Raw genomic sequence first — 26,830 nt, 5'->3', positions numbered from 1 at the left:
GAATAAATGTTCCGGACTTTTTCTTTTATTGCCTTATGGCTTCAATTATCCTGCTCAGGAACTTATTGTGGTCATACCACTCCCCCGGCGTCTGCCCCAGCCTAACCACCACCAATGACCGAGAAGGTATCACCGACACGTACTGCCCTTCATACCCATCTGCAGTGAACATATCATTGGGCACATCAGGGAACCGCTTGTTTGCGGAGTTACCTTTCTGGCCGGCATTCAACCACCATTGATAACCATATTCGCCCTGTGGTGCCGCAGGGGCGGGTTGCAGGGAGGCGTAAACCCAGGATGCCGGAAGCACTTCTTCATTGCCCCATTTACCCTGATTGAGAAAGAGTAAACCAAACCTCGCCCAATCGCGGGCATTCGCCCACATATAGGAAGAACCAACATAGGTCCCGTTCGCATCAGGTTCCAGTATGGCACTATACATACCAATTTTATGGAACAATTCCTTAGCAGGAAAGGCATGGTAGTCTTTCTCCCCAACGGCCTTCCTGATGATCCTGGAAAGCACATTTGAATTGCCGCTGGAATAGTAAAACCTGCTGCCTGGCTTTTCCCTCAATCCATGCAATGCCGTGAATCCTCCCATATCGGCTTTACGGAACAACATATCGGTAGCATCTGAGGATTTGGTATAATCCTCCAGGAAATCAAGGCCGGTGGTTTGCTGTAAAACCTGCTCCAGGGTGATTGACTCACGGCCATCCTTAGCCGAAGACCATTCCGGTACGGGAGCAGGGTCTTTCAGGGACAGCTTCCCCTGCTTTACCAAAATTCCGGTCAGGGCACTGGTCACGCTCTTTGCCATCGACCAGCTCAATAATGGGGTGTGCCGGTCAAATCCGGGCGCATATTGTTCTGCCACGATCTGTCCCTTGTACAGTACAACAACGGCCCGGGTTCGAACTGGCTTAGCGGGATCCGATTCTGCAAAGGCGGATTGAACGACCTGGTGAAGCAGGCTACGGTCAATGCCAGTGGGTAAACTATCCGGCAAACGGTCCCCCATGGGCCAGGCAATGGTATCCTGGTTCACCATAGGCTTTGCTGCCAGCTGGAATTGCTGCTTGCTGATCTCCTGCTCGGTACGTTCATTCAACAGCGTACAGCCCAGTCCTTCCCTGTAGATCGCCTTTTGCTTTGCCATCCCGGCAATACTGGCCGTAACCACCCTTGATTGCCGGTCAACCTTAACACTGGCCAGTTTCAGGGGAAAGCCTCCCAATTCCTGCGCCATCACAGATCCTTCTTCCCTGCCACTGATGAAAACACAGGAGCACATCATTTTGGCATCGTAACCGGTAACGATCGGGAATGATGTCCATGCATACCGGATAACATACACCAATACTGCTACCAGTAGCACCAATAGCAGGCGCTTCAGGGTAATTCCGGTCTTATTCTTTACAGCGCTCATATTATTCAGGTTTGATCCATTTTAGTTTTCGTTTCAGTTTAGGTCCGGGGATGAACCGCTTTGCCAGGGTCAGCCTGTAATTACCGGCCGAGAAGATATACTTATCGCTGGAAGTGGCCCCTTTTACAGACACCCTGTTCCCTACGATCGACAGATTGACATTCCAGTCATGGCTATTATAACCAATCACCCCCCTGTACCCAAGATTGGGATTGAAGATGAATTTATCAGAAGTCCCGCCTTCCTTAAACTCCCTTGACAAGCCTATATCCAATGTTACGGTAGCAGAACCCATAATGAAGAAATGCTTATCGATCACTAACGTATAGGCATAACCGCCACCAGGTCCCAGTTCAATGAACCTTACCTTTTCAATACCCACCTGCGAATAGCTCGCGGTCAGTTCAGCAGGTATAAAGGAACTATCCGCCGAAAATGATCCGGCATAGATCTCCCCGCCCACCAGCCAGGTTCCTGATGACTTCTTTTGCCATTCACTTTGCAGCATGGCAGCCCGGTAGGAAAACCTGTGGCCATTGGTCTGGTAGAAAACCGAGAGTCCAAGAAGGGTAACCCCCAGGTCGGGCCGAAGGTAATATTTCCCATTATCACTCTGGCCAAGGCTCCTGGGCAGCAGGAAATATCCCTTGTACAACTGCCCGTAAAAATCCATGATCCAATGACGCGTATAGACATGTGTCTGTAGGTCCAGGTAACGCGTCTCGCCCTTTTCCTTGTCCCTGTTCATGAAGGGGAAGCCATAGGCTAGGTTAAGTGAAAAAGGGTTATAGGTTACACCGATACCCATGTTCAGGGTGGTATTGGGCCAATACACCAGGTCTCTTACATCCTCCTTCCCTTCCAGGCGAATGGAAGTATATTTCTGGGAAAAATAGAACCTGCCGGTCAATATCCCTGGCAGGGGTTCAATATAAACTGAGTCAACTTCCTCGAGAACCTGATTGGATTGCTGGCCATGAGCTAAGCCAATGCACCAGGTCAAGGTCACCAGCAGCAACCATATCTTGGGGTATAAGATTCTTTCCAACTTCATTTGTCCCTGCAAAATTGCAGGAATAAAAACAATCCGCCATATGAATAATCGATCCGGGCTCATGTGGCTCGGGCCCGGCACACTATCTTTGCGGAATGCATTATGTTTCTGTAGAAGGACTTGGTAAAAGTTACGGGATCAAACCCCTATTTGAGAATATATCCTTTCATATCGAAGAAGGCGACAAGATCGCCCTGATCGCCAGGAATGGTTCCGGGAAATCCACCTTGCTGAAGATCCTTGCCGGGAAAGAAAACCCGGACCAGGGAAAGGTTTGGATCAATAAGGATGTAACTGTTGCCCTCTTCGACCAGGAACCCGAGTTTGTGAATGAATGGTCGGTACTGGACAATATCTTCCACCACGACCACCCCATCCTGAATGCGATCAAGGCTTATGAAGCCGCCACTGAATCCGAGGATGCCCAGGCCTTAAGTGATGCCATTGTGCGCATGGACGAGGTGGGCGGATGGGATTTTGATGCCAAGGTTAAGCAGATCCTGGGCAAACTGAATATACACCACCTCCAGCAAACTGTTGGCACCTTGTCGGGCGGCCAAAAGAAAAGGGTAGCCCTGGCCAGGACGCTGATCGATATCGGCTTTGAACACAAGCACACCCTGCTGATCATGGACGAACCCACCAACCACCTCGATGTACAAACCGTGGAGTGGCTGGAACATTACCTTAACCAGGAAAATGTCACCTTATTGCTGGTCACCCACGACAGGTATTTCCTGGATGCGGTTTGCGAAGAAATATGGGAACTGGATGGCAACGACCTCTACATCTATAAAGGGGATTACGAAAACTATATGGAGAAGAAGGCTGCCCGCATAGAGCAGCAGGCTTCAAGCATCGACAAAGCACGCAACCTCTACCGCAAGGAACTGGAATGGATGCGCAAGCAGCCAAAGGCCAGGACCACCAAGAGCAAAAGCAGGATCGACAATTTCTACGAAGTGGAGTCCAGGGCCAAGCAGCGGATGGAAGAACAGCAGTTACAGCTGCAAATGAAGATGAACAGGCTGGGCGGGAAAGTGATCGAATTGAAAAAGCTCTACAAACAATTTGGCGACAAGATCATCCTCAAAGGCTTTGATTATACTTTCAAGAAAGGTGAACGTATTGGGATCGTTGGCAAGAACGGTGTTGGGAAATCCACTTTCCTGAACATCCTGCAAGGTATTGAACAGCCTGATTCCGGGAAGGTCAATCTGGGCGAGACCCTGGTGTTCGGTTATTATTCCCAGCAAGGATTGCAGCTGAAGGAAGACATGCGGGTGATCGAGTATGTCAAGACCTTTGCGGAAAGTTTCCCGCTGGCAGGTGGCGGCTCATTGAGCGCTTCCCAGTTCCTGCAGTTGTTCCTGTTCAGCCCCGACCAGCAATACAGTTATGTCAGCAAATTGAGTGGCGGTGAGAAGAAAAGGCTCTTATTGCTGACCATGCTTTTCCGCAATCCCAATTTCCTTATACTGGATGAGCCAACCAATGACCTTGACCTCCCCACCCTTGCTGTCCTGGAGAACTTCCTGGCAGATTTCCCGGGCTGCTTGGTCATTGTATCCCATGACCGCTATTTCATGGACAGGTTGGTTGACCATCTTTTTGTTTTTGAAGGCGATGGTATGATCAGGGATTTCCCTGGCAATTATTCCTTATACAGGATCTGGCAAAAAGAGCAGGAGGCGAAACAAGCCGCCCAACCTTCAACGGCTTCCCTTAAAACGGAAACACCTTCCACCACACCTGCAGAACAGCCCACCAAACGCAAGCTTTCCTATAAGGAAAAACGGGAGTTTGAGCAGCTGGAAAAAGACCTTGCGGCACTGGAGAAAGAAAAACTGGAGGTCAGCGAAGCCATGGGAACTGGCAACCTTCCATTTGACAAGCTCCAGGAATTGGCCAACCGGGCAGGTGAGATCAGCCGGTTGCTGGAAGAAAAGGAAATGAGGTGGTTGGAACTCAGTGAAATGGAAGGATAATCCATCCTACCATTGCATTAAGTATCGGCGACCGGACCGCTTGCCTTCATTCTCCAGAAAGCGATACCAGCCATTGAACAGACCAATCCTACCACCACCCAGGTAAAGGCAAAGCCCCTTGCGTCGATCAATTGGGCAACAGTCATGGGCCCAACCGTTTGGGCCGCGGACCAGGCCATGGTATACAGTGCAGCATATTCTCCCCTGTTATGGTGCTGGGTCCTGCTGATCCAATAACTATTCATGAATGGCATCGCAAACATTTCACCGAAAGTCACCAGTACGATCAGCATGACCATGAGCAAAGGGCCTGACCTGACCATGCCGTGCAGCAAATAAAAGCAAGCCACGATCAATACCCCAAGGGTTATATAGGTCAATTGGTTCCGCTTGCCTTCCAGGTTGTAGATCATCACCATTTCCACCAATACAATGATCACCCCGTTCAGGGCCATCAACAGCCCGATAAAGGGTTCACTAAAATGAAGCTCACGCTTCATGTACACGGACAGATTGGTAAAGAGCTGGAAGAAACAGGCAGCAAAAACAGTTACCAAAAGAATAAAGAGAAGGTATTGGCGGTCCCTGAATGCCGATGAGCCTTTGTGTTCTTTCTGCCTGTTTGCATTTTCATTCCTTGACGGGATATGGTCCGCTTTTGGCCTGAGGAAACGCAACATCAGGAGGGCGGCTGAAATATTGGTGATGCCATCCACCCAAAACAGCAAGTGGTAATCGAACTTGGCCAGGATACCACCCATGGCACTTCCCAATGCCCAACCCAGGTTTATGGCCAGGCGGTTCAGCGAATAAGAACGGGTGCGGTTCTCTACCGAACTGTAATAAACCACTGCAGTACTGTTGGCCGGCCGGAATGCCTCATTTACGAAACTCAGGATAAAGGTCACCAGGCAGATCATCGGGTAGCTTTTCATCTGGCCGAGCAGTATAAAAAGCAGGCCACCACCCAACAGGGTGATCAATTGGACCTTATAGAAGCCGATCCTGTCGGTCAGCTTTCCACCAACATAGGCCCCCAGGAAAGCCCCTGCACCAAAACAACCCATTACCAGACCTGCCTGCCCAATGGAATAGCCCATTTTAGGACTTGTAAGGTACAGGGTCAGGAAAGGCACAACCATGGTACCACTCCGGTTGATCAACATGATGAGTGACAACAACCAGGTAGAACGGGAAAGGCCTAAATAAGCATTCTTGTATGCGGAAATGGTCTGGGAAAACATAAGGCGGTACAAAATTAACTTGTACCGCCTCAACACATTTACCGTTTAAAAAATCATTACCTGGCCCCAAAGACTTTCTGGAGAATATCCGACACCCTTGCTGCCGGGTTGGTGCGGATCTTTTTTTCCTCTTCAGCAACATAATAAAATATCCCGGTCATGGCCCTTTCGGTAACATAGGCAGACAGGTCGCTATTGACCGGCTTCAGGGAAAACTTATTGTATACATCAAAAACCTCTTTCCAGTATTTGGTGGCATCTGTCTTTTCAAGCGACGCATTGATCACCGGCTGGAAGGCTGCGGTCAATGGGTTACTGGTGGCTTTGCGCAGGTAAGCAGTGGCAGCGGTATCAGTGCCCTTCAGTATACCCCATGCATCCTGGATGGACATATTCTTCACGGCATCTATGAAAATGGGTGCAGCAGATTTGGCGGCATCTTCAGCCGCCCTGTTCATGCTCAGGATAGCATTGTCAACAAGCTTACCCATTCCCAACTGGCGTAATTTCTGCTCCACCTTCCTGGCTTCCTCAGGCATCAATATCTTAATGGCAGCATCCTTAAAGAACCCATCCACGGCAGACAACTTATCTGAACTATTCTTTGCACCAACAGATAAAGCCTCTTTCAAACCGGCAACTATATCATCGTTACTCAATCCATCAGAGCCTGTCTTCTTTTTAACCTTGTCGAGCAAGCCGCCGGCTTTCTTGATCAGGGAACCACCACTGCTGCTCTCACTTGATGTGGATGATTGTGCATTCACATGTACGATGAGACCAATTGCCAAAACAGAAGTAAATAGTTTTTTCATGGGTATTTGTTTAATATTTGGGAACTAGATCCATTCAAATGCCTCCCCTTTTGGCATAGTCTCAAAAGCTTTCAAGGCCATTTCAGGAGGAAGCGTCAGTTTTCTTTTTATTGTATCAATAAACGCGCCATCTACCGTTATGATTGCGGCAATTGTATCATTGTTTTTATAAATGTGGTGCTGTATGGTCCACCTGCCATAATCCCTGGTGGATCGAACAAGCTTCAAGTCAATGTGCAGGCGGTCACCTTGCCTCACTTCCCTTTTGAATTGGGCTTCTTCCCTGAAAATAATAGGACCGAAATGGTGCTCATGCATCATCGTCGCATTGATCCCCTGTTCTTCCAGGAAGGCGATCCTGCAATAGGCACCGTAATCATAATACACCGAATGCCTGAGATGAAAATTGGGATCCAGGTCAGACCAGCGTACGGTCAACTCTTTTGTAAAAATGCTCATGGAACAAAATAAATCCATCCTGAGGGACCTTCATCCCTGGCAAGGGTTTTAATTCTGTTAAACTTTCTGGACCGGACAGAAAAATTTATAGGCAGAAAGGCAGGAGGGGCATGGCCTTCATTTTCCTTTCTTTATGCTATTTTCGGCCAAACAATTTGATACATGCGAAAGATCCTGATCACCTCTGGAATGCTATTGGCTGCGGTGAACCTGATGGCCCAGGCCAAGGCTCCGGTGAAGAAACCGGCCAGTAAGGCGCCGGCTGCAACCACTACCCCCACAATGAAGAATGCCACGGATACGGTCAGCTATGCCATTGGCATGAGCCTTGCCAATTTTTACAAGGAACAAGGCATCACCAATATCAATGCATCCATGGTAACAAAGGCATTGAACGATGCCATGAAAGGAAACAAATTATTGTTGACTGAAGAACAAATGAATATGAGTATTTCAAATTACCTGCAACAATTGAAAAGAGAGAAGGCAGCCGCTAACCGCAAAGCCGGCGAAGATTTCCTTGCAGCCAACAAGGTTAAACCAGGTGTGGTTACCCTTCCCAGCGGATTGCAATACATGGTGGTGAAAGAAGGGACAGGCCCCAAGCCTACCCTGACAGACAAGGTTAAATGTCATTACCATGGAACCCTGATCGATGGCACTGTGTTTGACAGTTCGATCGACCGTGGCCAGCCCATTGACTTCCCTGTTAATGGCGTGATCAAGGGCTGGGTAGAGGCCCTGCAACTGATGCCTGTTGGTAGCAAATGGAAATTGTTCATCCCTGCTGACCTGGCCTATGGCGACAATCAGGCAGGTGCGAAGATCTTGCCTGGTTCAACCCTGATCTTTGATGTGGAACTGATCGAGATCGTACAATAATTCACTACCAGGCTAAGGGTATAGCATGGCACCCCTCAGGAAAGGATAATTTTCCTACAGGGTGCCATTTTCTTTAAAAAAAATAGCACCCCTATTTTGAAAAGGGATGCTAATCTGATATAGAGGGAACGATCAACCTTATTCTGTAACCACCAACTTCACGTCATCGGTAGCTACTGCACCTTTCTCATCAATTACAGTCAGGCGGAATACATATTCGCCTTTTTTGATATTACTCAAACCTGTAATGGCTGCTGAAGGATTGGCAATTTGCACCGGGGAACCGGCAACCTGTGTCCACTGGTAACGGGCAATAATACCATCCGGTTCGCGGGAGGCAGTACCATCCAAAGCTGCGAAATCAGAAACTTTGAACACCAATTTACCACCGGCATTGGCTACCGGGGCCTGGTTTTTGGCGGGATTATCGACTTTTCCTTCCTTATTCCCTTTAACAGGGTCATTGGTAAAGAAAGAAGCGGCTAGGGATAACAGGATCAATGATTTCATAGACGGATTTTTAGATTTTCTAATATAGTAACGCCTATGATAAACCCATTATTATGCCAGAAATCCAAAATTATTTGTCAATATTCCCCTTCATCTCCCCTATCTGCTGTTTGGTACCCAGTACAAAAACCTTCATGCCTGCATTGATGATGGTAGTAGAAGGGGGATTGATGATGAATTTTCCATCACCATTCTTGATCCCGATGCAGTTCACACCGGTCTTTTTCCATGACATGACCACATCCAGGCTCTTATCGCGGATCTCCGGAGGCAGCTGGCTGTAATCCACCGACTCCATATGGATCGACTCCCCCTCTTCCCCGCTCAGGTAATCAATGAATTCAATTACATCAGGCTTGGAGACCAGGGTAGCCATATGGGTCCCCCCGATCCTGTCAGGCAGGATCACATTATCAGCACCAGCCTTCTTGAGTTTGGCAACAGCACTATTCTCACTGGCCCTGCTGATGATCCTGATGGTTGCATTCAGGGAACGGGCAGAAAGTACGATAAATACGTTATCAGCATCCACCGGCAAACTGGTGATCAGGGCCCGGGCACGATTAATGCCGGCTTCCAATAACAATTCATCATTGGTGCCATCCCCAACGAGGTAGATCACTTCAGGGTATTCCTCGGCATATTTCTGCAAAAGCTCTTCATTCTTTTCGATCACCACGAAAGGCAGGTTATGGTAACGGAGGGTTTGGGCTGCCTGCTGGCCGTTCCTTCCAAATCCACAGATGATCACGTGGTTATTGAGTTTCTCTATCGCCTTCATAAGCCTCCTGTATTTAAAATACTTGTTGATTTCCCCATTGATAATGTACTGGATGATCCTGGTAATGGCATAGGCCAGTGATATCCAACTCAGGATGAGTAAGCAAACGGTGAACACCCTTCCGTGGTCGGTCAGCGGGCGCACTTCTGTGAAGCCGGCAGTAGTAATCGTGATGGTCGTCATGTAGAGGGCTTCCACAAAAGTGAAACCTTCCACCGTCATATAGCCGATCATGCCGACGGTGCCAACTATCAATAATAACCCAAAGGGTTGGAAAAGCTCCCAGGCTTTTGTACGCAAGGGTCTAGGTTTTGGTCATGTTAAAAATACAGAAGAATGGCTGCTTATCAAAAGCAGTAATTCCACCAACAAAAAGACCAACCGCAAGGGGTTGGTCTTTCAAACTATTCAGGCCATTGAACTAGCCGTTATACAAGAGTTCATAGTATTCATGGGCCATACGGTTACTCTCGAACTGGTAACGCACGTCACGCATGCCATTCTTCACTACCTGGCGGAAAGTTTCACGGTTATGGTAGTATAGCGGAATGATCTGCTCTTCCAGGATCTTATACAGCATATTGAGGTCGTATTCATCCTGCTCGTGGGTATTCATGTGCTCATAATCTGCTTTGGGTACTACGAAGCCGTTATTGCCATGGTTCATGAATTCCGGTATCCATCCGTCATCTGTACTAAAGTTGATAGCACCGTTCATGGCTGCTGTCATACCGCTGGTTCCGGAGGCTTCACGTGGCACACGCGGGTTATTCAGCCAAATATCAGCAGCCTGCTTCATGCGCTTGGACAATCCCAATTCGTAACCGATCAATACCGCCATATTACGATGGTGCTTACTCATGTGCACCAGGTGATTGAAATCATTGATAGCCGGATAATCCATTGGGTAAGGCTTTCCTGCCCAGATGATCTGAACGGGATGCTTTTTATTCTCCAGCAATGCCCTGAAACGTTCTTCATTCCGGGTAATCAGGTCAGCGCGCTTATATCCTGCAAAACGCCTTGCCCATACAATGGTAAGTACATTCGGATCAAACACTTTTCCGGTCTGGTCGGCCACGATCTCAAATGCCCTGCGCTTCAGGTAGGTCTTGCGGTCATCCCATAAATGATCGTTGCCCTCTTCCATGAAGCGGTAGAGTTGCTTGTCTGCCCAATAACGCCAGTTTTGCGCGTTGGTAATGGAAATAATCGGGCATATGCCGCTGTGCTTTCCCCACATGGCCCTGGATACATGGCCATGCAATTGGGATACCCCATTGGCCAGGCGGGCGAAACGCAAGGCCACCAGCGAATGGTTGAACTGGTCATCTTGGATACCCGTCAGTGCCCTTACGTCTTCAATGGATAACCCACAGAAATAACTCATCTTATGGCAGAGGTAAATATCATGCTTCTCATTACCGGCCTCTTCAGGGGTATGGGTGGTAAACACCATGCGCTTACGCACCTCTTCCAGGTTATTGCCAAACTTCCTGTACAGGTAAAATCCTGCACTGATGGCATGGGCCTCATTCAAATGGTAGAGGTCCGGGCTATACCCCAATTCATCCAGCAGTTTTGCACCGCCAACACCCAACAAAATGAACTGCGCTACCTTGGTGGCAACATTGGCATCGTATAGGCGATGGGTAATGGTCTGGGAAACATAATCATTCTCAGGGAGATCAGTACTGAGCAGGAATAAAGGCGCACTCTTAAAAGTTTCCGGATTCAGGTAATAGGCCTTTACCCAAACAGGATGGTCGTGAATGGATATCTGGAACTTGATCCCGGTATCTTCGAGAAAGCTATACTGCTTCTCCATCCAGGTGACCTGAAGGGTCTGGTCCTGGTTCCTGGCCTGGTCGTAATAGCCGTATTTCCACAAGATCCCGATGCCTATCAGGTTCTGGCGCAATTCGTAGGCGCTACGCAGATGTGAACCAGAAAGGAATCCAAGTCCGCCGCTATAGATCTTCAGCGGTTGATGTACAGCGAACTCCATAGAGAAGTAGGCTACTTTTTTCGAATAACGATCCTCGGCGACATAGGGCAGCTTGTAATTTCTGAAGCTCATAGCAATCTATTTCAAATTAATGTGTAACAAGTACGCAATATAGGTATATAATACCAGAAACGAACAGGATAAGGTCGCAGTATGGAAATGATGCAATTGTTCTAATTATTTTTTCTTCTTCCGTGGAGCGGCTACTTTTTTACGGGTATAGGCCCCATCGAAAAAACATTTTATGTCCCGGTAGGAACCGCAACCCTCCTGCTCTTTCATGCGCACTGTATTCCCGGAAAAATTAAAATCTATCACACAGGGACTACCGGATTCTGTGAAGCGGGCCTGGTCCTTCCCAACGAATTTAACCTCACCTTTCAATTCCCCGTTGCAATTGCCACCATCCTTTTCAAAATGGACAAAGACCTGGAGGGTATTGGGGTTCCTTCCGTCACGGAAAGAGACGAGGTTCTTTTTATCCTGCCAGTAATCGCCCGCCCACTTGTGTTTAGCGGGAAGGGTGTCTATTGGGTTGATCAATTGTTTGCTTGCCTTTGCCTGGTCATTGGATTCAGTAAGGATCAGGGTAAATACGCCGGCAGTATTATAGATGTACACATTCTTATTATACACTACCTGGCCGTCCTTCAGGCTGCGTTGCTGCAGGGTGGTGAGGGTGTATTTACTGTCCATGTTGAAATAGGAACGTTCTGCAGCCTGCGGACTACCATTCACCTGCAGGAAATTCATGCCGGTGACGAACTGCTGCTTTTCATCGAAAACCAGCACATAAGCGATCTTCTTTGCACCTTGTTCAGCCTTAAGGAAAAGATAGGTTTCACCATCCTTTACTACCGCCTTGCCTAATGGATACAACCTGGGTTTGGCAGACTTACCAAAGCCCTTGGCCAAAAGGCTATCAGGGACAAAGCGGCCAAATACCTTATTACCGATCCGGAGGGAGTCGGATATCTTTCTGGCCAGTGTGGTATCAGCCACCTGCAAAGGCAATTTGGATTCAGGAAAGAATTCAATGAAATCGGTTATTTCCACCGAAGCGTTATCGTCTGACAATTGCTTTTTCTCTTCCTTGCAGGCACCGATCAACAGGACGCAGCAAAGGGTGAACAACCATCGATTCATCATATAGATTCTTTTCCGTGAGGCGCTAAAATAATCCTTTTATGCTTTTTTGATTTGGATGCAATCATTTATATTTTTAGATTTGTCTAAATTAATATTTAGTCGAATTGAAATATTCAACCAGCAAGGAAAACTACATCAAAGCCATCTACCACCTGCAACAGGAGCAGGATGTGGTGAACACCAATGCACTGGCCAGGGTTTTGGAAACCAAGCCGGCATCAGTAACGGACATGCTGAAGAAGCTGAAGGAGCAAAAGCTTTTGCAATACCAGCCTTACAAAGGGGTGAAACTAACTGCAGAAGGAAAGAAACTTGCCCTCCTGATCATCCGCAAGCACCGGCTATGGGAGTATTTCCTGGTATCCAAACTGGGATTTGGATGGGAAGAAGTGCATGAGATCGCGGAAGAACTGGAGCATATCAGCAGTAAGAAACTGATCGACCGGCTGGATGATTTCCTGGGCAACCCCAGGACCGATCCGCATGGAGACCCCATTCCCGACCAGCATGGCAAGATGCCGGTGGTCCACCAAACCAGGCTATTGGAACTTCCCCTGAATACGCCTGCCGATGTGATCAGTGTTACCAACCAAAGCACTGAGATGCTGGAATTGCTCACTCACAAAAATATCGGCATCGGTACAAAACTGGAAGTAAAAAAGCATTTCAGTTTCGACAAATCGCTTGAATTGAAAATACAGGACCAGCCGGCCTTTAACATTAGCGAGCAGCTGGCGGCCAATATATACGTAGCTTATGATGCAACACAGCAAGCATGATGTTTCACTGAGTGAGGTACATGGTACCGTTGATACGACCAGGCATTCCAGTTTCTGGAAGAAGGCATTATCCTTCCTTGGGCCGGCCTACCTGGTGAGTGTTGGTTATATGGACCCTGGAAACTGGGCAACTGACCTTCAGGGAGGCAGCAAATTCGGTTATTCCTTACTGTGGGTTTTGCTGATGAGTAACCTGATGGCCCTGCTCCTTCAAAGTCTCTCCGCCAGGCTTGGCATTGTAAGGGGAAGGGACCTGGCACAGGCCAACCGGGAAACCTATCCCCCCGCGATCAATTTCATCCTCTATGTACTTGCAGAGATAGCCATTGCCGCAACAGACCTTGCGGAGGTGCTGGGGATGGCCATTGGTATCCACCTGCTAACCGGACTGCCCATGCTGGCTGGTGTGACCATAACCGTAGCAGACACCTTCCTCTTGCTTTGGCTGCAGAAACTGGGAATGCGTAAAATGGAGTTATTTATCGTGGGCCTGATCTCCATTATCAGCATATCCTTTCTCGTTGAAATACTACTAGCAAAACCGGCGCTTGCCGAAGTGGTAACTGGTCTTGTCCCCTCCCTACCCGGTGACGAAGCCCTGTACATCGCTATTGGTATCATTGGCGCTACCGTGATGCCCCATAACCTTTACCTGCATTCCGCCCTTGTACAAACCAGGAAGATCGCCGACAACGAGGAGGGCAAGCGGAAAGCCATCCGGATGAATATTTTCGATAGTGCCATCGCCCTTAACCTGGCATTCTTTGTGAATGCCTCCATTCTTGTACTGGCAGCCACGGTATTCCACAAGGCCGGTCAGACAGGTGTGGCCAGGATCGAAGATGCCCACAAATTATTGGACAACCTGCTAGGCACAAGATTGGCCCCTGCCCTATTCGCGATAGCCCTTATCGCTGCCGGCCAAAGCTCTACTGTTACAGGCACTTTGGCCGGCCAGATCGTTATGGAAGGCTACCTAAGGCTTAGGATCAATCCCTGGTTAAGGCGATTGTTAACCCGCCTGGTAGCCATAGTGCCCGCCATACTCGTTATCTATTATTTCGGCGACCAGGAAGTGGATGGCATGCTGATTCTTAGCCAGGTGATCCTGAGTGTGCAGCTGGGCTTTGCCGTCATTCCGCTCATCCACTTCGTCAGCGACAAAAACAAAATGGGCACCTTCGCCATCAACAACCTTACCAAAGTGGCCGCCTGGGTCATTGCAGCAATCCTTGTTTACCTGAACCTGAGAATGGTGATCGGCGAGGCAATTGACTATATCGCCACCGACCCCGAAACCTGGAAGCAGGCCCTGGTCGTGGGCGGCCTCTCAGGCCTGGTGATCCTCTTACTGCTGGTCACCTTTTTTCCGCTGTTCCAGCGCAGGAAGAAACCTGTGGATATTGCCATCCACAAAGACCTTCGTCCCTTGTCCGACCTTAGGGTAGAGGCCTATAACCGTATTGCCGTTGCGCTGGAATTCAGCCAGCACGACAGCAGGCTGATCGCCCATGCCCTTTCACAGGGAAAACAGGGTACCACCTTTATCCTGATCCATGTAATTGAAAGTGTGACCGCGAAAATGTATGGCAAAGAAAGTGGGGACCTTGAAAGCAGGCAGGACGCGGCCCAACTGGACCATTATGTTGATCAACTTAAGGAAAGGGGATACCAGGCCATTGCCCGGCTGGGATACCAGATGCGTAAAGAGGAAATTGTCAGGATCACCCTGGAAGAAAAAGCCGACCTGCTGGTGATGGGGGCGCATGGCCACACCGGTATTGCAGATATCCTTTATGGGGAAACCATCAATAAAGTAAGGCATGAATTGCGCATACCCGTCCTCGTTATCAACCTGCAGGATCAACAGGACGCTTCCTCATCAGGTGCTTGAGCCGACTAAAGGTTTCCGGCTTAATATTCAGGTAGGACGCGATATACTTTTGGGAAACCCGCTGGATCATGTCAGGATGCCTGTTCATGTATTTCAGGAAGCGCTCCTTGGTATCCAGCCGGATATGTTCCATATCGCGGCGGTCTTTCCTGACATACATATCACTGATCAACAGTCTAGATAACTTATTCACTACCGGGAACTCCAGGTAAAGGCGCTGCAGGTTGTCATAGGTGATAGATAAAAGGGTGGAAGACTCAATCGCCTCAATATAACATTCGGAAGCGGTCTGGGTATGGAAGGATAATTCAGAATGGATGATATGGCCTTCCTTGGACAACTGCAGGGTGATCTCCTTTTTACCTACCATCACGTACTTACGGATCACCCCCTTGAGAATAAAATTAAGGTAGGGTTCTATTTCGCCTGGTTTGATGAGTTGGTGTTTGCGTTCCACCCGCCTCAACTCAACATACTTGCTCAGATTGGAAAAATCCTCCTTACTGATACCAGTATACTGGTGCAGGAAGGCATATAAGTTATTGATGCCTGCTTCCAGTTGTTTATGTTGGTTATTGGGCATTCTTCTTATGGTTTTTGGCCGCTGCATGACCAGCCAGCCTGGCTTTGTACCGGCTAAAGGTTTCGGGCTCAATATCCAAAAGGGATGCCAGGTACTTTTGTGGCACCTGCTGCATCAGGTGGGGGTGCTTTTGGTTAAAAGACTGGAACCTTTCAAGTGGACTATGGAGCATCCTTTCCATATCCCAGCGCTCCTTGGCCAGCATTGCCTCGAGAAAGATCATCCTGCCCATCTTTTCAAAATTCACCCCACAGGAATAAAGCTGATCCAGGCCGGAACGGGTAATGAATACCAGTGCAGAAGGTTCAAGCGTTTCCAGGACGTAATCGGAAGGCTTTCCTGTAATGAATGAAGCAATGGAAGAGGTAAGGTCACCTTTGGAGCAGAGTTGTACCGTTACCTCCTCCTTACCCTTTGTGAAATACTTCCGGACAATGCCTTTGCGGATAAAATAGATATGATTTTCCACCTCCCCCATCCCCGTAAGCACCTGCCTGGCAGAACAGGTCATGACCTGCACCTGCCTGGTGAACAGCTTAGCTTCTGCAGGATCAAGATCTACAAACCTTCTCACATATGATAGCACTTCCTCAGGCATCAGCAACAGATTAAGGGGCAAGGATTAATTAGGCTGTGAAGCTAGCAAAAAAAGCCAAGAAACACATTTCGAAAACTTCCAATAATATCGATTTTTATCATTTGTTTTTTTATTGATTTCCCTTAGGTTTGCAGACTCTCAAAATTTAACGACGTTATGAGCAAGAAAATTAAAGTGGCCAATCCTGTAGTAGAACTGGACGGGGACGAGATGACCAGGATCATCTGGCAATTCATCAAAGACAAGCTGATCCTACCTTACCTGGAGCTGGACATCAAATATTACGACCTTGGCATCGAGCATCGTGATGCTACCAATGACCAGGTTACCGTTGATGCCGCCAATGCGATCAAACAATACGGTGTAGGGATCAAGTGCGCAACCATTACCCCTGACGAAGCAAGGGTAAAGGAATTCAACCTCAAGCAAATGTGGAAAAGCCCCAATGGCACCATCCGTAACATCCTGGATGGAACCGTATTCAGGGAGCCCATCGTGATCAACAATATTCCGCGACTGGTGACCAACTGGACCGCGCCTATCATTGTTGGCCGTCATGCATTTGGCGATCAATATCGTGCAACCGACACCGTTATAAAGGGCAAAGGCAAACTGACCATGACCTTTACACCGGAAGACGGTGGTGAACCCCAAACATTCGAGGTATACAATTTCAATGGGGACGGCGTTGCCATGACCATGTATAATACCGATGAAAGCATCAAGGGCTTCGCCCGCTCCTGCTTTAATATGGCATTGAGCAAAGGCTGGCCATTGTACCTTTCTACCAAGAATACCATCCTGAAGAAATATGATGGCCGTTTCAAGGACATCTTCCAGGATATCTATGAGAATGAATTCAAGGCAGCATTCGATGCAGCAGGCATCACCTATGAGCATCGCCTGATCGATGACATGGTAGCCAGCGCCCTGAAGTGGAATGGCAATTTTGTTTGGGCATGTAAGAACTATGATGGCGACGTACAAAGCGACACAGTTGCCCAGGGCTTTGGTTCGCTAGGCCTGATGACCTCTGTACTGATCACCCCCGATGGAAAGACACTGGAATCCGAGGCTGCTCACGGCACGGTTACCCGTCACTACCGTGACCACCAGGCCGGCAAGCCCACTTCCACCAACCCTATCGCCTCTATCTTTGCCTGGACAAGGGGACTGGCCTTCCGCGGAAAGCTGGATGGCAACCAGGAATTGATCGATTTCAGCAATGCCCTTGAACAAGTATGTATTGAAACGGTAGAAAGCGGCAAGATGACCAAGGACCTGGCAGTATGTGTCCATGGTAACAAAGTAAAACATGGAGAGCACTATTTGTACACCCAGGAATTCCTCGATGCCATCGATGAGAACCTGAGGAAGAAGATGGGACTCTAAGGTTTTTTTAATGATAGGAGCCGGGATATGTATCCCGGCTTTTTTGTTTCCTCTCAACAAAAAAGCCACCAATACTGGTGGCTTCCTTGATGGAGTACGGATCTGATAGGGGTCTATAAAGTGATAACCATTCCTAGTTTTTAGGCTTATTGGCAGGGGCAGGCTGCTGCCTGCTTTGCGCCAATTCCTGTTCATGCATCACCCCTGCTTGTTGCTCTTCCTTTTTCAGGTGTTCGCGGTTGGATTGGGCAATTTTAGCCTGATCATCAAACCTTTTTTTGCCTGCCATGAATTCGGCTTTGCTGCGGGGAACCGTAAACTTCCTGGGCTGGCCAGGAGCCTGGGCAAAGGCAGAGGCGCTTAAAAAGATTCCTGCTATAACAGTAATAACTATTTGAAAATGCTTTTTCATGGAATGAATTTTTAGTTGATTATTTAACGCTTACCAACACATTTATTTTACCAACACCATTTGCATTGTAATCCTGCAGTGCCTTACCAATTACCTGTCCCACTTTCACCTTGTCGGGATCAGCCTTCATGGCCACACCCTGGATGGATGAGGTTACCAGCAGGTCACCACGCTTGATAGCACCACCTTCCATGCAAACCTTGGTAGGGATCACACCGATCACTCCCATTGGCACCAGCGCATCAAGGTTGTTTTTCACTGCATCTTCTTCAGTCAGCAGCAAGCCAGGTTTGGTAGCATAAACACCTGCAACAAGGGTTGAATAAGGCTTGGAGGATTTTACCACCTTACGGTCACCCTCAGTCGAGATTTCCAACACATCACCAGCTTCATAGCTTGCCTTGGAGCCTTCTACAGCAAAGAATTCTGCCACATCAGCACCGGACGACTGAACGGAACCGTTAAAGAATCCTTTACCGGTATGGTCGATCCTGGCAACATTGGTTCCTCCGACCTTGAATTCAGCAATGTTTCCGGGTCCACTACCCAGTTCAGCGATGATCGCAGTACCACCAGTACCACCCAGGTTACCCATGGCGTACAAACCAGGGGCCATGCCATAGCTCGCAGTCATAATAGTTGGGTTCAAATCACTAACACTACCTGCCATCAGCGCCATGCCACCAGTAAAATTGGCGGCATTGACCGTTGGATAATCGGGGCTGTCAGAAGCCGCATCAATGGCGATCCCTTCAGTACTAGACGCCTGTATAGCTGTTCCGAAACGGCTTTGGGAGTAAATAGCGCTGGTATAGTTGGTCGCTGTTGAGTTGTCAAAGAAACCTGCATTTCCATTTTCACTATAACCATATACACCTGCTTTGTTGGAAGCGTTAGCCTTACCGATCACACCATTACCATTCACACTGGAACCCAACACACCACCACTATTGCCATTGTTATGCCCCCAAACACCATAACCGTAGATGTTCAGGCCGGTTTGGTTACTATTGGCAAAACCATAGATAGCAGCAGCATTTGCACCTGGTGTGTTTGATGTCAATCCACCCCTTACACCACTTGAATTGGGGTTCGCAGAAGAGTTGATTCCCACCAAAGCATTTCCAGCACCTGAATTATTGATCGTGAAAAGATCCGATGCATTGGAAATAGTCTGGGTAAAAGGCAGGGTCAACCCTGAAGCAGCAGCTTCATTGGCCGGAGCCCATGCTGTACCATTGTACTTCAGGATCTGACCGTTTGTTGGCGCTGTATTAGCCACGGCAATTCCCTGGATCCTTCCAACGGAAGGGTTGGGATAGGTACCCGCAAGGTCTCCCCCGGCACCACCTGTTGGGGCGAGGCTGGTAGGAATGACACCCGGAGCCAGTTTGGCGGCGGTGATAGAACCATCAGCAATTTTAGCAGTGGTCACTGCATTGGCAGCAATGGTCGGGTTAGGATAGTTTCCAGAAAGGTCACCACCTGCTGTTCCACTTACCGGCAGTGAAGTAGGGATCACACCGGGAGCCAGTTTTGCAGCAGTGATCGCACCATCGGCAACCTTGGCAGTTACGATGGCATTATCAGCGATCTTAGCTGAGCTGATGGCATTATTGGCTACAGTAGGATTAGGGTAAGAACCACTCAGGTCGCCACCAGCAGCACCGGATGGAGCAAGACTGGTAGGGATCACACCAGGGGCGAGTTTCACAGCAGTGATAGATCCATCAGCAACTTTGGTAGTAACGATAGAAGCATCAGCGATCTTAGCAGTATTCACTGCATTATTGGCGAGCTTGGCATTGGTAATAGCCGCATCAGCGATCTTGGTCGTACCAACAGCATTCGCTGCAATGGCAGGGTTAGGATAGGTACCACTCAGGTCTCCACCAGCAGCACCACTTGGGGCAAGGCTGGTAGGGATCACACCTGGAGCCAGTTTGGCGGCGGTGATAGAAGCATCAGCCACCTTTGCAGTGGTCACTGCATTATTGGCAATGGTTGGGTTAGGATAGTTTCCGGTCAGGTCACCACCTGCTGTGCCACTCACCGGCAGTGAAGTAGGGATCACACCGGGAGCCAGTTTGGCGGCAGTGATCGCTCCATCGGCAACCTTAGCAGTTACGATAGCATTATCAGCGATCTTGGCTGAGCTGATGGCATTATTGGCTACGGTTGGATTAGGATAGGTTCCACTCAGGTCTCCACCAGCGGCACCGCTTGGGGCAAGGCTGGTAGGGATCACACCAGGAGCCAGTTTGGCGGCGGTGATAGAAGCATCAGCCACCTTTGCAGTGGTTACTGCATTATTAGCAATGGTTGGGTTAGGATAGTTTCCGGTCAGGTCACCACCTGCAGTTCCACTCACTGGCAGTGAAGTAGGGATCACACCGGGAGCCAATTTCGCGGCAGTGATCGATCCATCGGCAACCTTGGAAGTCACGATGGCATTATCAGCAACCTTGGTATTGGTCACCGCGTTGTCAGCCAGCTTGGTGGCATTCACAGCACCTGCACCAATGGTTGGGTTAGGATAGGTACCACTCAGGTCTCCACCAGCAGCACCACTTGGGGCAAGGCTGGTAGGGATCACACACCGGGAGCCAGTTTGGCGGCGGTGATAGAAGCATCAGCCACCTTTGCAGTGGTCACTGCATTATTAGCAATGGTTGGGTTAGGATAATTTCCAGTCAGGTCACCACCTGCAGTTCCACTCACCGGCAGTGAAGTGGGGATCACACCGGGAGCCAGTTTCGCGGCAGTGATCGATCCATCGGCAACCTTGGCCGTGGTAACTGACGCGTCAGCCAGTTTGGATGTACCCACTGCAGCATTAGCGATCTTGGTATTGGTAATGGCATTATCAGCAACTTTTGCACTGGTAATGGCATTGGCAGCCACTGTTGGATTAGGATAGGTGCCACTCAGGTCTCCACCAGCAGCACCACTTGGGGCAAGGCTGGTAGGGATCACACCGGGAGCCAGTTTGGCGGCGGTGATAGAAGCATCAGCCACCTTTGCAGTGGTCACCGCATTATTGGCAATAGTTGGGTTAGGATAATTTCCAGTCAGGTCACCACCTGCAGTTCCACTCACCGGCAGTGAAGTGGGGATCACACCGGGAGCCAGTTTCGCGGCAGTGATTGATCCATCGGCAACCTTGGAAGTCACGATGGCATTATCAGCAACCTTGGTACTGGTCACCGCGTTGTCAGCCAGCTTGGTGGCATTCACAGCACCTGCACCAATGGTTGGGTTAGGATAGGATACCACCACTCAGGTCTCCACCAGCAGCACCACTTGGGGCAAGGCTGGTAGGGATCACACCAGGAGCCAGTTTGGCGGCGGTGATAGAAGCATCAGCCACCTTTGCAGTGGTCACTGCATTATTGGCAATGGTTGGGTTAGGATAATTTCCAGTCAGGTCACCACCTGCAGTTCCACTCACCGGCAGTGAAGTGGGGATCACACCAGGAGCCAGTTTCGCGGCAGTGATCGCACCATCGGCAACCTTAGCAGTTACGATAGCATTATCAGCGATCTTGGCTGAGCTGATTGCATTATTGGCTACAGTAGGATTAGGATAGGTACCACTCAGGTCTCCACCAGCGGCACCGCTTGGGGCAAGGCTGGTAGGGATCACACCAGGAGCCAGTTTGGCGGCGGTGATAGAAGCATCAGCCACCTTTGCAGTGGTCACTGCATTATTAGCAATAGTTGGGTTAGGAAAGTTTCCGGTCAGGTCACCACCTGCAGTTCCACTCACCGGCAGTGAAGTAGGGATCACACCGGGAGCCAGTTTCGCGGCAGTGATAGATCCATCAGCAACTTTGGAAGTTACGATAGAAGCATCAGCGATCTTGGCAGTATTCACTGCATTATTGGCCAGCTTCGCATTGGTAACAGCCGCATCAGCGATCTTGGTCGTACCAACGGCATTGGCAGCAATGGTTGGGTTCGGATAGTTTCCAGAAAGGTCTCCACCCGCAGTTCCACTTACTGGTAATGAGGTGGGGATCACACCGGGAGCCAGTTTCGCAGCAGTGATTGATCCATCGGCAACCTTGGAAGTCACGATGGCATTATCAGCAACCTTGGTATTGGTCACCGCGTTGTCAGCCAGCTTGGTGGCATTCACAGCACCTGCACCAATGGTTGGGTTAGGATAGGTACCACTCAGGTCTCCACCAGCAGCACCACTTGGGGCAAGGCTGGTAGGGATCACACCGGGAGCCAGTTTGGCGGCGGTGATAGAAGCATCAGCCACCTTTGCAGTGGTCACTGCATTATTAGCAATGGTTGGGTTAGGAAAATTTCCAGTCAGGTCACCACCTGCAGTTCCACTCACCGGCAGTGAAGTAGGGATCACCCCAGGAGCCAGTTTCGCAGCAGTGATCGATCCATCGGCAACCTTGGCCGTGGTAACTGACGCGTCAGCCAGTTTGGATGTACCCACTGCAGCATTGGCAATCTTGGTATTGGTAATGGCATTATCAGCAACTTTTGCACTGGTAATGGCATTGGCAGCCACTGTTGGATTGGGATAGGTACCATTGAGGTCTCCACCAGCAGTTCCGCTCACAGGAATCGAAGTGGGGATCACACCAGGCGCCAGTTTTGATGCAGTGATGGAACCATCAACGATCTTGGTAGAGGTCACACTATTATCAGCCAGCTTGGGATTGGTAATGGAAGCATCAGCAACCTTAGCAGTGGTGATGGCATTTGCAGCGATGGCAGGATTCGGGTAAGTACCACTCAGGTCACCACCCGCATTACCACTGATCGGCAGGGACGTCGGGATGACACCGGGTGCCAACTTGGAGGCGGTGATAGAACCATCAGCCACCTTGGTAGTGGTTACACTGTTATCAGCCAGTTTATTGTTACCAACAGCAGCATCGGCCAACTTGTTATTGGTTACAGCACCATCAGCGAGCTTGCTTGAACCAACCGCATTGTCCGCGATCTTGGAAGCATTTACCGCATTGGCTGCGATGGTTGGATTAGGGTAGTTTCCACTCAGGTCACCACCCGCATTACCACTGATGGGCAAGGAAGTGGGGATCACACCTGGTGCAAGCTTCTCAGCGGTAATGGCACCATTGGCAACCTTGGAAGTTGTAATGGCATTATCAGCGATCTTTCCTGAGGTCACCGCATTGGCAGCAATGGCTGGATTAGGATAGGACCCGCTTAGGTCACCTCCTGCTGCCCCGCTCGCCGGAAGGGAAGAAGGGATAACACCAGGAGCCAGTTTATCAGCTGTTACGGCACCATCCGCAATCTTCTCGGTGGTTACCGCATTAGGTTTAATGGATGGGTTAGGGAAATTACCGGCCAGGTCCCCCCCTGCTGCACCAGTGGCAGGCAATGAAGTAGGGATTACACCAGGAGCAAGCTTGGCAGCGGTAACGGATCCATCTGCAAGTTTATCAGATGTCACTGCTCCGTTCTGGATCTTGGCTGCCCCAACTGCGTTATCGGCAATTTTCGTATTGGTTATGGCACCATTGGCCACAACAGGATTAGGATAGGTACCACTGAGGTCACCACCTGCCTGTCCGCCGGGTTTTGCATACTCTGCAAATAATGCATAAGGCACGCTGGACATGGGTGATCCGCCCAAAGAAACAAAGGCAGATCCTCCTTTTGGATCCATCTCAACCACCAGGTATTTGATGGCATTGGTGGTCCAGTCTACATTCTTGAGGTCGCCATCCACACTGGTGGCGCCTGGTCCACCAATACTGGTAGAGAACAAGCCAAACTGGTTGGTATTAACGGTCCTGGTTTCCCGGTAGAGGACGGCACCATTAACACTGCCTTCCCTGATGGAAAGCCTGAGACTTACGGTCTGGTTGGAAATGGCTGCACCAAAAGAATTCCTGGCTACACCCTGGTAATTGAACTGTCTTGGCACCTGTGCTTTAAGCGTGCTGCATAAAAACAGTCCTACCACTAATGGCATTACGTGTTTTATCATCGGATTGGATTTTGAATGGTTAATCGACCTTTATTATTTTGAAAACTCCTTTTCTTACTACTGACCCTTCAATTGGCTCAAGCTCGAGGTACAACATGTAGGTTCCTGCAGCCAATTTGGTCATATTGATGGTGTGCATGGTTCCATAACCGTAATAGTTAAACGAATTCTGGAGCATGCGCTGTCCATTCTCCGTATACAGCATGTATTTCATTTTTCCCAACTGCTGTACAAGGCACTGGATCTGAAGCTGGGACCTTACCGGGTTGGGCAGGATCCTGATCTCATCCTTGGCAAATCCCGGATCCCTGACCATTACCAGTGCAGGAACAAAGGACGGCTGGAGCAGGCCCTGGGTTACCATGAATGCCTTATTGGGCGACATTCGGGTATCGATCAACGTTAGCTCTCCTATACTCCATTCCAGGCTGAACTTATCGTTGGTAGCTGAACCTCCAGTCACGTTTACTGTACCACTGCTACCATCCTGCGCATTTGCGCCGGTAACAGCTAGAACGCCGACAGTAAAGGCCAGCAGCCATTTTTTTCGATTTCGAAAAATCATAGTCTTGGATTTCAATTATCTATCTAATCTATCGGGTAAGGATCATCTTTTCTGTGTGGACCTGGTCACCTACCTGCAACCTGACGGTATAAACACCGTTGCTCCACCGCTCGAATCCATTGAACTGGAATATATTATTACCTCTTTCCAACTGCACTTTCCTGGAACTCATCAGTGCGCCTGCTGCGTCATAAATATTCACAGTTGCCTGTTGCCTGCTGTTGGAAGGAATGACCAACTGCATGTTATCCTTGATGGGGTTAGGAGCAATCAGGAATGGGACCTTGCCATCCAATTTGAGATCCAGTGCAATGACAGTGGAATACCGGACTGACCCATCTTTCCTGACGATCTTGATACGGTAATACACTTTTGACCCGCTCACATTACCCAGGAAATCTTCAAGGTTATAGCCCGCTGAACCAATCTGGCCATTTGAAGGCATTTCCCCAACCTGGCTAAAACTCCTTCCATCACTGCTTCTTTCAACTACATAACTCGCAACCTGTTCATTGTAACCGACTATCCAACTTAAACGGGCATTATCACCATTTATTACACCACGCAAGTCCATCTTATTATCTGGTAATATGGCGCAGGTAGAATCTTTGAAAATAACCACTGTGTCAGCTGCATAGGTTCCGCAACCATTAAACAATTCCTGGCGAACAATATAAGTGCCTGGAGTATCTACCACAATGCTGAAACCATTGGTATCGCTGATAATTCGACCGTTGGGGGTAGCCCAGGTATATACTGAAGTGGGTAAAGGGTTAATTACACTTATCGTACTTACTGAATTCCCGCAAAGCAGTGGAATGTCAGCTGCCGCCTCAACAGATTCAAAATCGAAAAAGTCAAAGGGTCCGATAAAATCCTTCAACTCTGCAGTAAATGATGAAGATGCACGGGTTTTCACCAATATTCTCCTAAAGGGAAGGCCACAGGCATTGCCTCCTAGCAGAGTATAGGGATCCAGGCCGATCTTGGTCATGTTTACAGAAAATTCCAGGAATTGGCTGGCATCGAAATTAGTTTGGACAGTATTGTTGGCCCGAACCAATTGGAAGCTACCCGCCCAGGTGGGGGCAGTATTAACCAATCCTGTGTAGAATGGACCGGCTTGCTTTGGAAGGATCTGTGCATAGCCAAAAGTAGCACCAGCACCGTCTCCTTCAAATGGACCACCCCAAACAAAATTCTGAGGTGTGAGGGATAATGAGGCTTTATTAATCCAGATATAGGCTTTCAGGTCACTGAGGCCGCTACCTCCATATTCAGCAGAAAAGATCACATCACCGATGGCGGTAATATTTCCTGCTGCATCAAATTGCCAGGCTGTATGACCGGCATTGGGTCCCCAACCCGTAAACTTGGCTGTTGCTCGATTGTAAAAAATATCGGTTTGGTACAGCTCGAAATCAAAGTACTTGTTGCCGTTCGTCCCATCAATGGCCAGTCCGCCAAAGAAGTACATAGAATCAATAGCGGTGGAACCATCCCTCCTTACATGAACAAAAATATCCAGGATATCATTCTTATCCGGGATACCCTTAGCTATGGCTCCATTCCACAATTGGGGACTCATAGCATTCTTATTGGATAGGGTGAATGCAGTGGAGTCATCCCCATGGTAGTCCCTGATGAAAACTGCATCAATGAGCAGCTTATTCAGGTTAACAGTATAAGGAGGAACGCTCATTACCCTGAAAAAAGGCAATTGCCTGAATGCAGGAGAGGTAGCATACATGTTTGTAATGCTGGTGGCCCCGGTGGTATCGATAACATTTATACCTGCCCGGTTATTATTCTTGAACCAGTCATCCAGGGGGGAAGTGCTTAGTGGCGGACTAAACAAGTTGGCGATCACTTCCCCATCGACACCAAAATTGGCATACCGTCGGGGAGTGGTGATCTGGCCCCGGGCATTCGTAAGCCCTAGCGCAATGGTTAGGAATAGGAAAATCAGATTTTTCATAAGGAAGAATTGTCGTATACACCAAATACCTGCTCATGACAGGTAAAATGGATCAATAATTTAACAAGAACACATCCTCCTGGCTCCTTATAAGAGACGGATCTGTGAACATAAAATGTTCCTTATGATAAACCGGGGGAGCTGTGCACCCTGAACCAGGCGCACAAATAAGATTGATTTGTACAGTTGCTTTCATAGAAATGTGATTTTTGGACAAAGGATCTGGACTTCAATACAACGACTAAGTAAATAGAATTATTCTGGAAACGCTAACATTTTTTAAGGAAATTTTCATTCTTCGGAACTTTCCTATGG

At 48.8% G+C, this 26,830-nt stretch carries 22 protein-coding genes; 5 read left to right on the top strand and 17 right to left on the bottom strand.

The window, feature by feature from the left end; translation table 11 throughout:
* Positions 1 to 25: 25 nt before the first annotated feature.
* Positions 26 to 1,435: a serine hydrolase domain-containing protein gene (locus tag KJS94_RS03810; RefSeq protein WP_214449009.1), complete on the bottom strand. Its 1,410-nt coding sequence runs from the start codon at positions 1,433 to 1,435 to the stop codon at positions 26 to 28.
* A gap of 1 nt (position 1,436) precedes the next feature.
* Positions 1,437 to 2,489, bottom strand: a complete 1,053-nt coding sequence (locus KJS94_RS03805) for a DUF4421 domain-containing protein (RefSeq protein ID WP_214449010.1) — start codon at positions 2,487 to 2,489, stop codon at positions 1,437 to 1,439.
* A 95-nt stretch (positions 2,490 to 2,584) separates the two neighbouring features.
* On the opposite strand from KJS94_RS03805, the gene KJS94_RS03800 reads away from it, so the two are divergent.
* Positions 2,585 to 4,477 carry an ABC-F family ATP-binding cassette domain-containing protein gene (locus tag KJS94_RS03800; RefSeq protein ID WP_214449011.1) on the top strand — a complete coding sequence of 631 codons (1,893 nt, stop codon included), beginning with the start codon at positions 2,585 to 2,587 and terminating at the stop codon, positions 4,475 to 4,477.
* 17 nt (positions 4,478 to 4,494) lie between these two features.
* Here the strand turns inward: KJS94_RS03800 and KJS94_RS03795 are convergent, their stop codons facing one another.
* The 3 genes from KJS94_RS03795 to KJS94_RS03785 are packed head-to-tail and all read right to left on the bottom strand — an operon-like array spanning position 4,495 to position 6,995.
* Complete coding sequence (locus KJS94_RS03795; RefSeq protein WP_214449012.1) at positions 4,495 to 5,721, bottom strand: MFS transporter; 1,227 nt, start codon at positions 5,719 to 5,721, stop codon at positions 4,495 to 4,497.
* Between the two features lie 56 nt (positions 5,722 to 5,777).
* Positions 5,778 to 6,536 carry a DUF4197 domain-containing protein gene (locus tag KJS94_RS03790; protein ID WP_214449013.1) on the bottom strand — a complete coding sequence of 253 codons (759 nt, stop codon included), beginning with the start codon at positions 6,534 to 6,536 and terminating at the stop codon, positions 5,778 to 5,780.
* Positions 6,537 to 6,560: 24 nt separating this feature from the next.
* The gene (locus tag KJS94_RS03785; RefSeq protein WP_214449014.1) at positions 6,561 to 6,995 is read right to left on the bottom strand and encodes an acyl-CoA thioesterase; all 435 of its coding nucleotides are present in this window, start codon (positions 6,993 to 6,995) and stop codon (positions 6,561 to 6,563) included.
* A gap of 162 nt (positions 6,996 to 7,157) precedes the next feature.
* Here KJS94_RS03785 and bamJ point away from each other — a divergent pair, with 162 nt between their 5' ends.
* Entirely contained in the window at positions 7,158 to 7,877 is a 720-nt protein-coding gene (gene bamJ, locus KJS94_RS03780; RefSeq protein ID WP_214449015.1) for a BamJ family beta-barrel-assembly machinery protein, read from the top strand.
* Between the two features lie 138 nt (positions 7,878 to 8,015).
* Here the strand turns inward: bamJ and KJS94_RS03775 are convergent, their stop codons facing one another.
* From KJS94_RS03775 to KJS94_RS03760, 4 genes are all read right to left on the bottom strand, one after another.
* The gene (locus KJS94_RS03775) at positions 8,016 to 8,387 is read right to left on the bottom strand and encodes a PKD domain-containing protein (protein WP_214449016.1); all 372 of its coding nucleotides are present in this window, start codon (positions 8,385 to 8,387) and stop codon (positions 8,016 to 8,018) included.
* Positions 8,388 to 8,457: 70 nt separating this feature from the next.
* On the bottom strand, positions 8,458 to 9,468 hold the full coding sequence (locus KJS94_RS03770) for a potassium channel family protein (RefSeq protein WP_214449017.1): 1,011 nt from the start codon (positions 9,466 to 9,468) through the stop codon (positions 8,458 to 8,460).
* Positions 9,469 to 9,589: 121 nt separating this feature from the next.
* Entirely contained in the window at positions 9,590 to 11,248 is a 1,659-nt protein-coding gene (glgP, locus tag KJS94_RS03765; RefSeq protein WP_214449018.1) for an alpha-glucan family phosphorylase, read from the bottom strand.
* Between the two features lie 105 nt (positions 11,249 to 11,353).
* Complete coding sequence (locus KJS94_RS03760) at positions 11,354 to 12,325, bottom strand: hypothetical protein (RefSeq protein ID WP_214449019.1); 972 nt, start codon at positions 12,323 to 12,325, stop codon at positions 11,354 to 11,356.
* Positions 12,326 to 12,429: 104 nt separating this feature from the next.
* Here KJS94_RS03760 and KJS94_RS03755 point away from each other — a divergent pair, with 104 nt between their 5' ends.
* Both KJS94_RS03755 and KJS94_RS03750 read left to right on the top strand, forming a co-directional pair.
* Positions 12,430 to 13,104, top strand: coding sequence for a metal-dependent transcriptional regulator (locus tag KJS94_RS03755; protein ID WP_214449020.1), 675 nt, complete (start codon positions 12,430 to 12,432; stop codon positions 13,102 to 13,104).
* Entirely contained in the window at positions 13,082 to 14,998 is a 1,917-nt protein-coding gene (locus tag KJS94_RS03750; RefSeq protein ID WP_214449021.1) for an Nramp family divalent metal transporter, read from the top strand. The genes KJS94_RS03755 and KJS94_RS03750 overlap by 23 nt, the downstream gene beginning before the upstream one ends.
* Here the strand turns inward: KJS94_RS03750 and KJS94_RS03745 are convergent.
* Both KJS94_RS03745 and KJS94_RS03740 read right to left on the bottom strand, forming a co-directional pair.
* The gene (locus tag KJS94_RS03745; RefSeq protein WP_214449022.1) at positions 14,955 to 15,581 is read right to left on the bottom strand and encodes a Crp/Fnr family transcriptional regulator; all 627 of its coding nucleotides are present in this window, start codon (positions 15,579 to 15,581) and stop codon (positions 14,955 to 14,957) included. The genes KJS94_RS03750 and KJS94_RS03745 overlap by 44 nt on opposite strands.
* Positions 15,571 to 16,179, bottom strand: coding sequence for a Crp/Fnr family transcriptional regulator (locus KJS94_RS03740; protein ID WP_214449023.1), 609 nt, complete (start codon positions 16,177 to 16,179; stop codon positions 15,571 to 15,573). The genes KJS94_RS03745 and KJS94_RS03740 overlap by 11 nt, the downstream gene beginning before the upstream one ends.
* A 156-nt stretch (positions 16,180 to 16,335) precedes the next feature.
* Between KJS94_RS03740 and KJS94_RS03735 the strand changes: the two genes are divergently transcribed.
* The gene (locus KJS94_RS03735) at positions 16,336 to 17,571 is read left to right on the top strand and encodes an isocitrate dehydrogenase (NADP(+)) (RefSeq protein WP_214449024.1); all 1,236 of its coding nucleotides are present in this window, start codon (positions 16,336 to 16,338) and stop codon (positions 17,569 to 17,571) included.
* Between the two features lie 133 nt (positions 17,572 to 17,704).
* On the opposite strand, the gene KJS94_RS03730 is transcribed toward KJS94_RS03735, so the two are convergent.
* From KJS94_RS03730 to KJS94_RS03705, 6 genes are read right to left on the bottom strand one after another with little or no spacing between them, the layout of a single operon-like run.
* Positions 17,705 to 17,983: a hypothetical protein gene (locus KJS94_RS03730; RefSeq protein WP_214449025.1), complete on the bottom strand. Its 279-nt coding sequence runs from the start codon at positions 17,981 to 17,983 to the stop codon at positions 17,705 to 17,707.
* Positions 17,984 to 18,002: 19 nt separating this feature from the next.
* On the bottom strand, positions 18,003 to 20,579 hold the full coding sequence (locus KJS94_RS03725) for a beta strand repeat-containing protein (protein WP_239804285.1): 2,577 nt from the start codon (positions 20,577 to 20,579) through the stop codon (positions 18,003 to 18,005).
* Positions 20,576 to 21,259: a hypothetical protein gene (locus KJS94_RS03720; protein ID WP_239804284.1), complete on the bottom strand. Its 684-nt coding sequence runs from the start codon at positions 21,257 to 21,259 to the stop codon at positions 20,576 to 20,578. Before KJS94_RS03720 ends, KJS94_RS03725 begins: the two co-directional genes overlap by 4 nt.
* The gene (locus KJS94_RS03715; protein WP_239804283.1) at positions 21,243 to 23,972 is read right to left on the bottom strand and encodes a beta strand repeat-containing protein; all 2,730 of its coding nucleotides are present in this window, start codon (positions 23,970 to 23,972) and stop codon (positions 21,243 to 21,245) included. The genes KJS94_RS03720 and KJS94_RS03715 overlap by 17 nt, the downstream gene beginning before the upstream one ends.
* Positions 23,973 to 23,991: 19 nt before the next feature.
* Positions 23,992 to 24,537, bottom strand: coding sequence for a T9SS type A sorting domain-containing protein (locus KJS94_RS03710; protein ID WP_214449027.1), 546 nt, complete (start codon positions 24,535 to 24,537; stop codon positions 23,992 to 23,994).
* 28 nt (positions 24,538 to 24,565) lie between these two features.
* Positions 24,566 to 26,515, bottom strand: a complete 1,950-nt coding sequence (locus KJS94_RS03705; protein ID WP_214449028.1) for a T9SS type A sorting domain-containing protein — start codon at positions 26,513 to 26,515, stop codon at positions 24,566 to 24,568.
* Positions 26,516 to 26,830 lie beyond the last annotated feature (315 nt).

The sequence above is a fragment of the Flavihumibacter rivuli genome (assembly GCF_018595685.2).
Lineage (GTDB): Bacteria > Bacteroidota > Bacteroidia > Chitinophagales > Chitinophagaceae > Flavihumibacter > Flavihumibacter rivuli.
The sequence above is the reverse complement of the archived record's forward strand: the minus strand, read 5'-3'. Positions and strand labels throughout refer to the sequence as shown.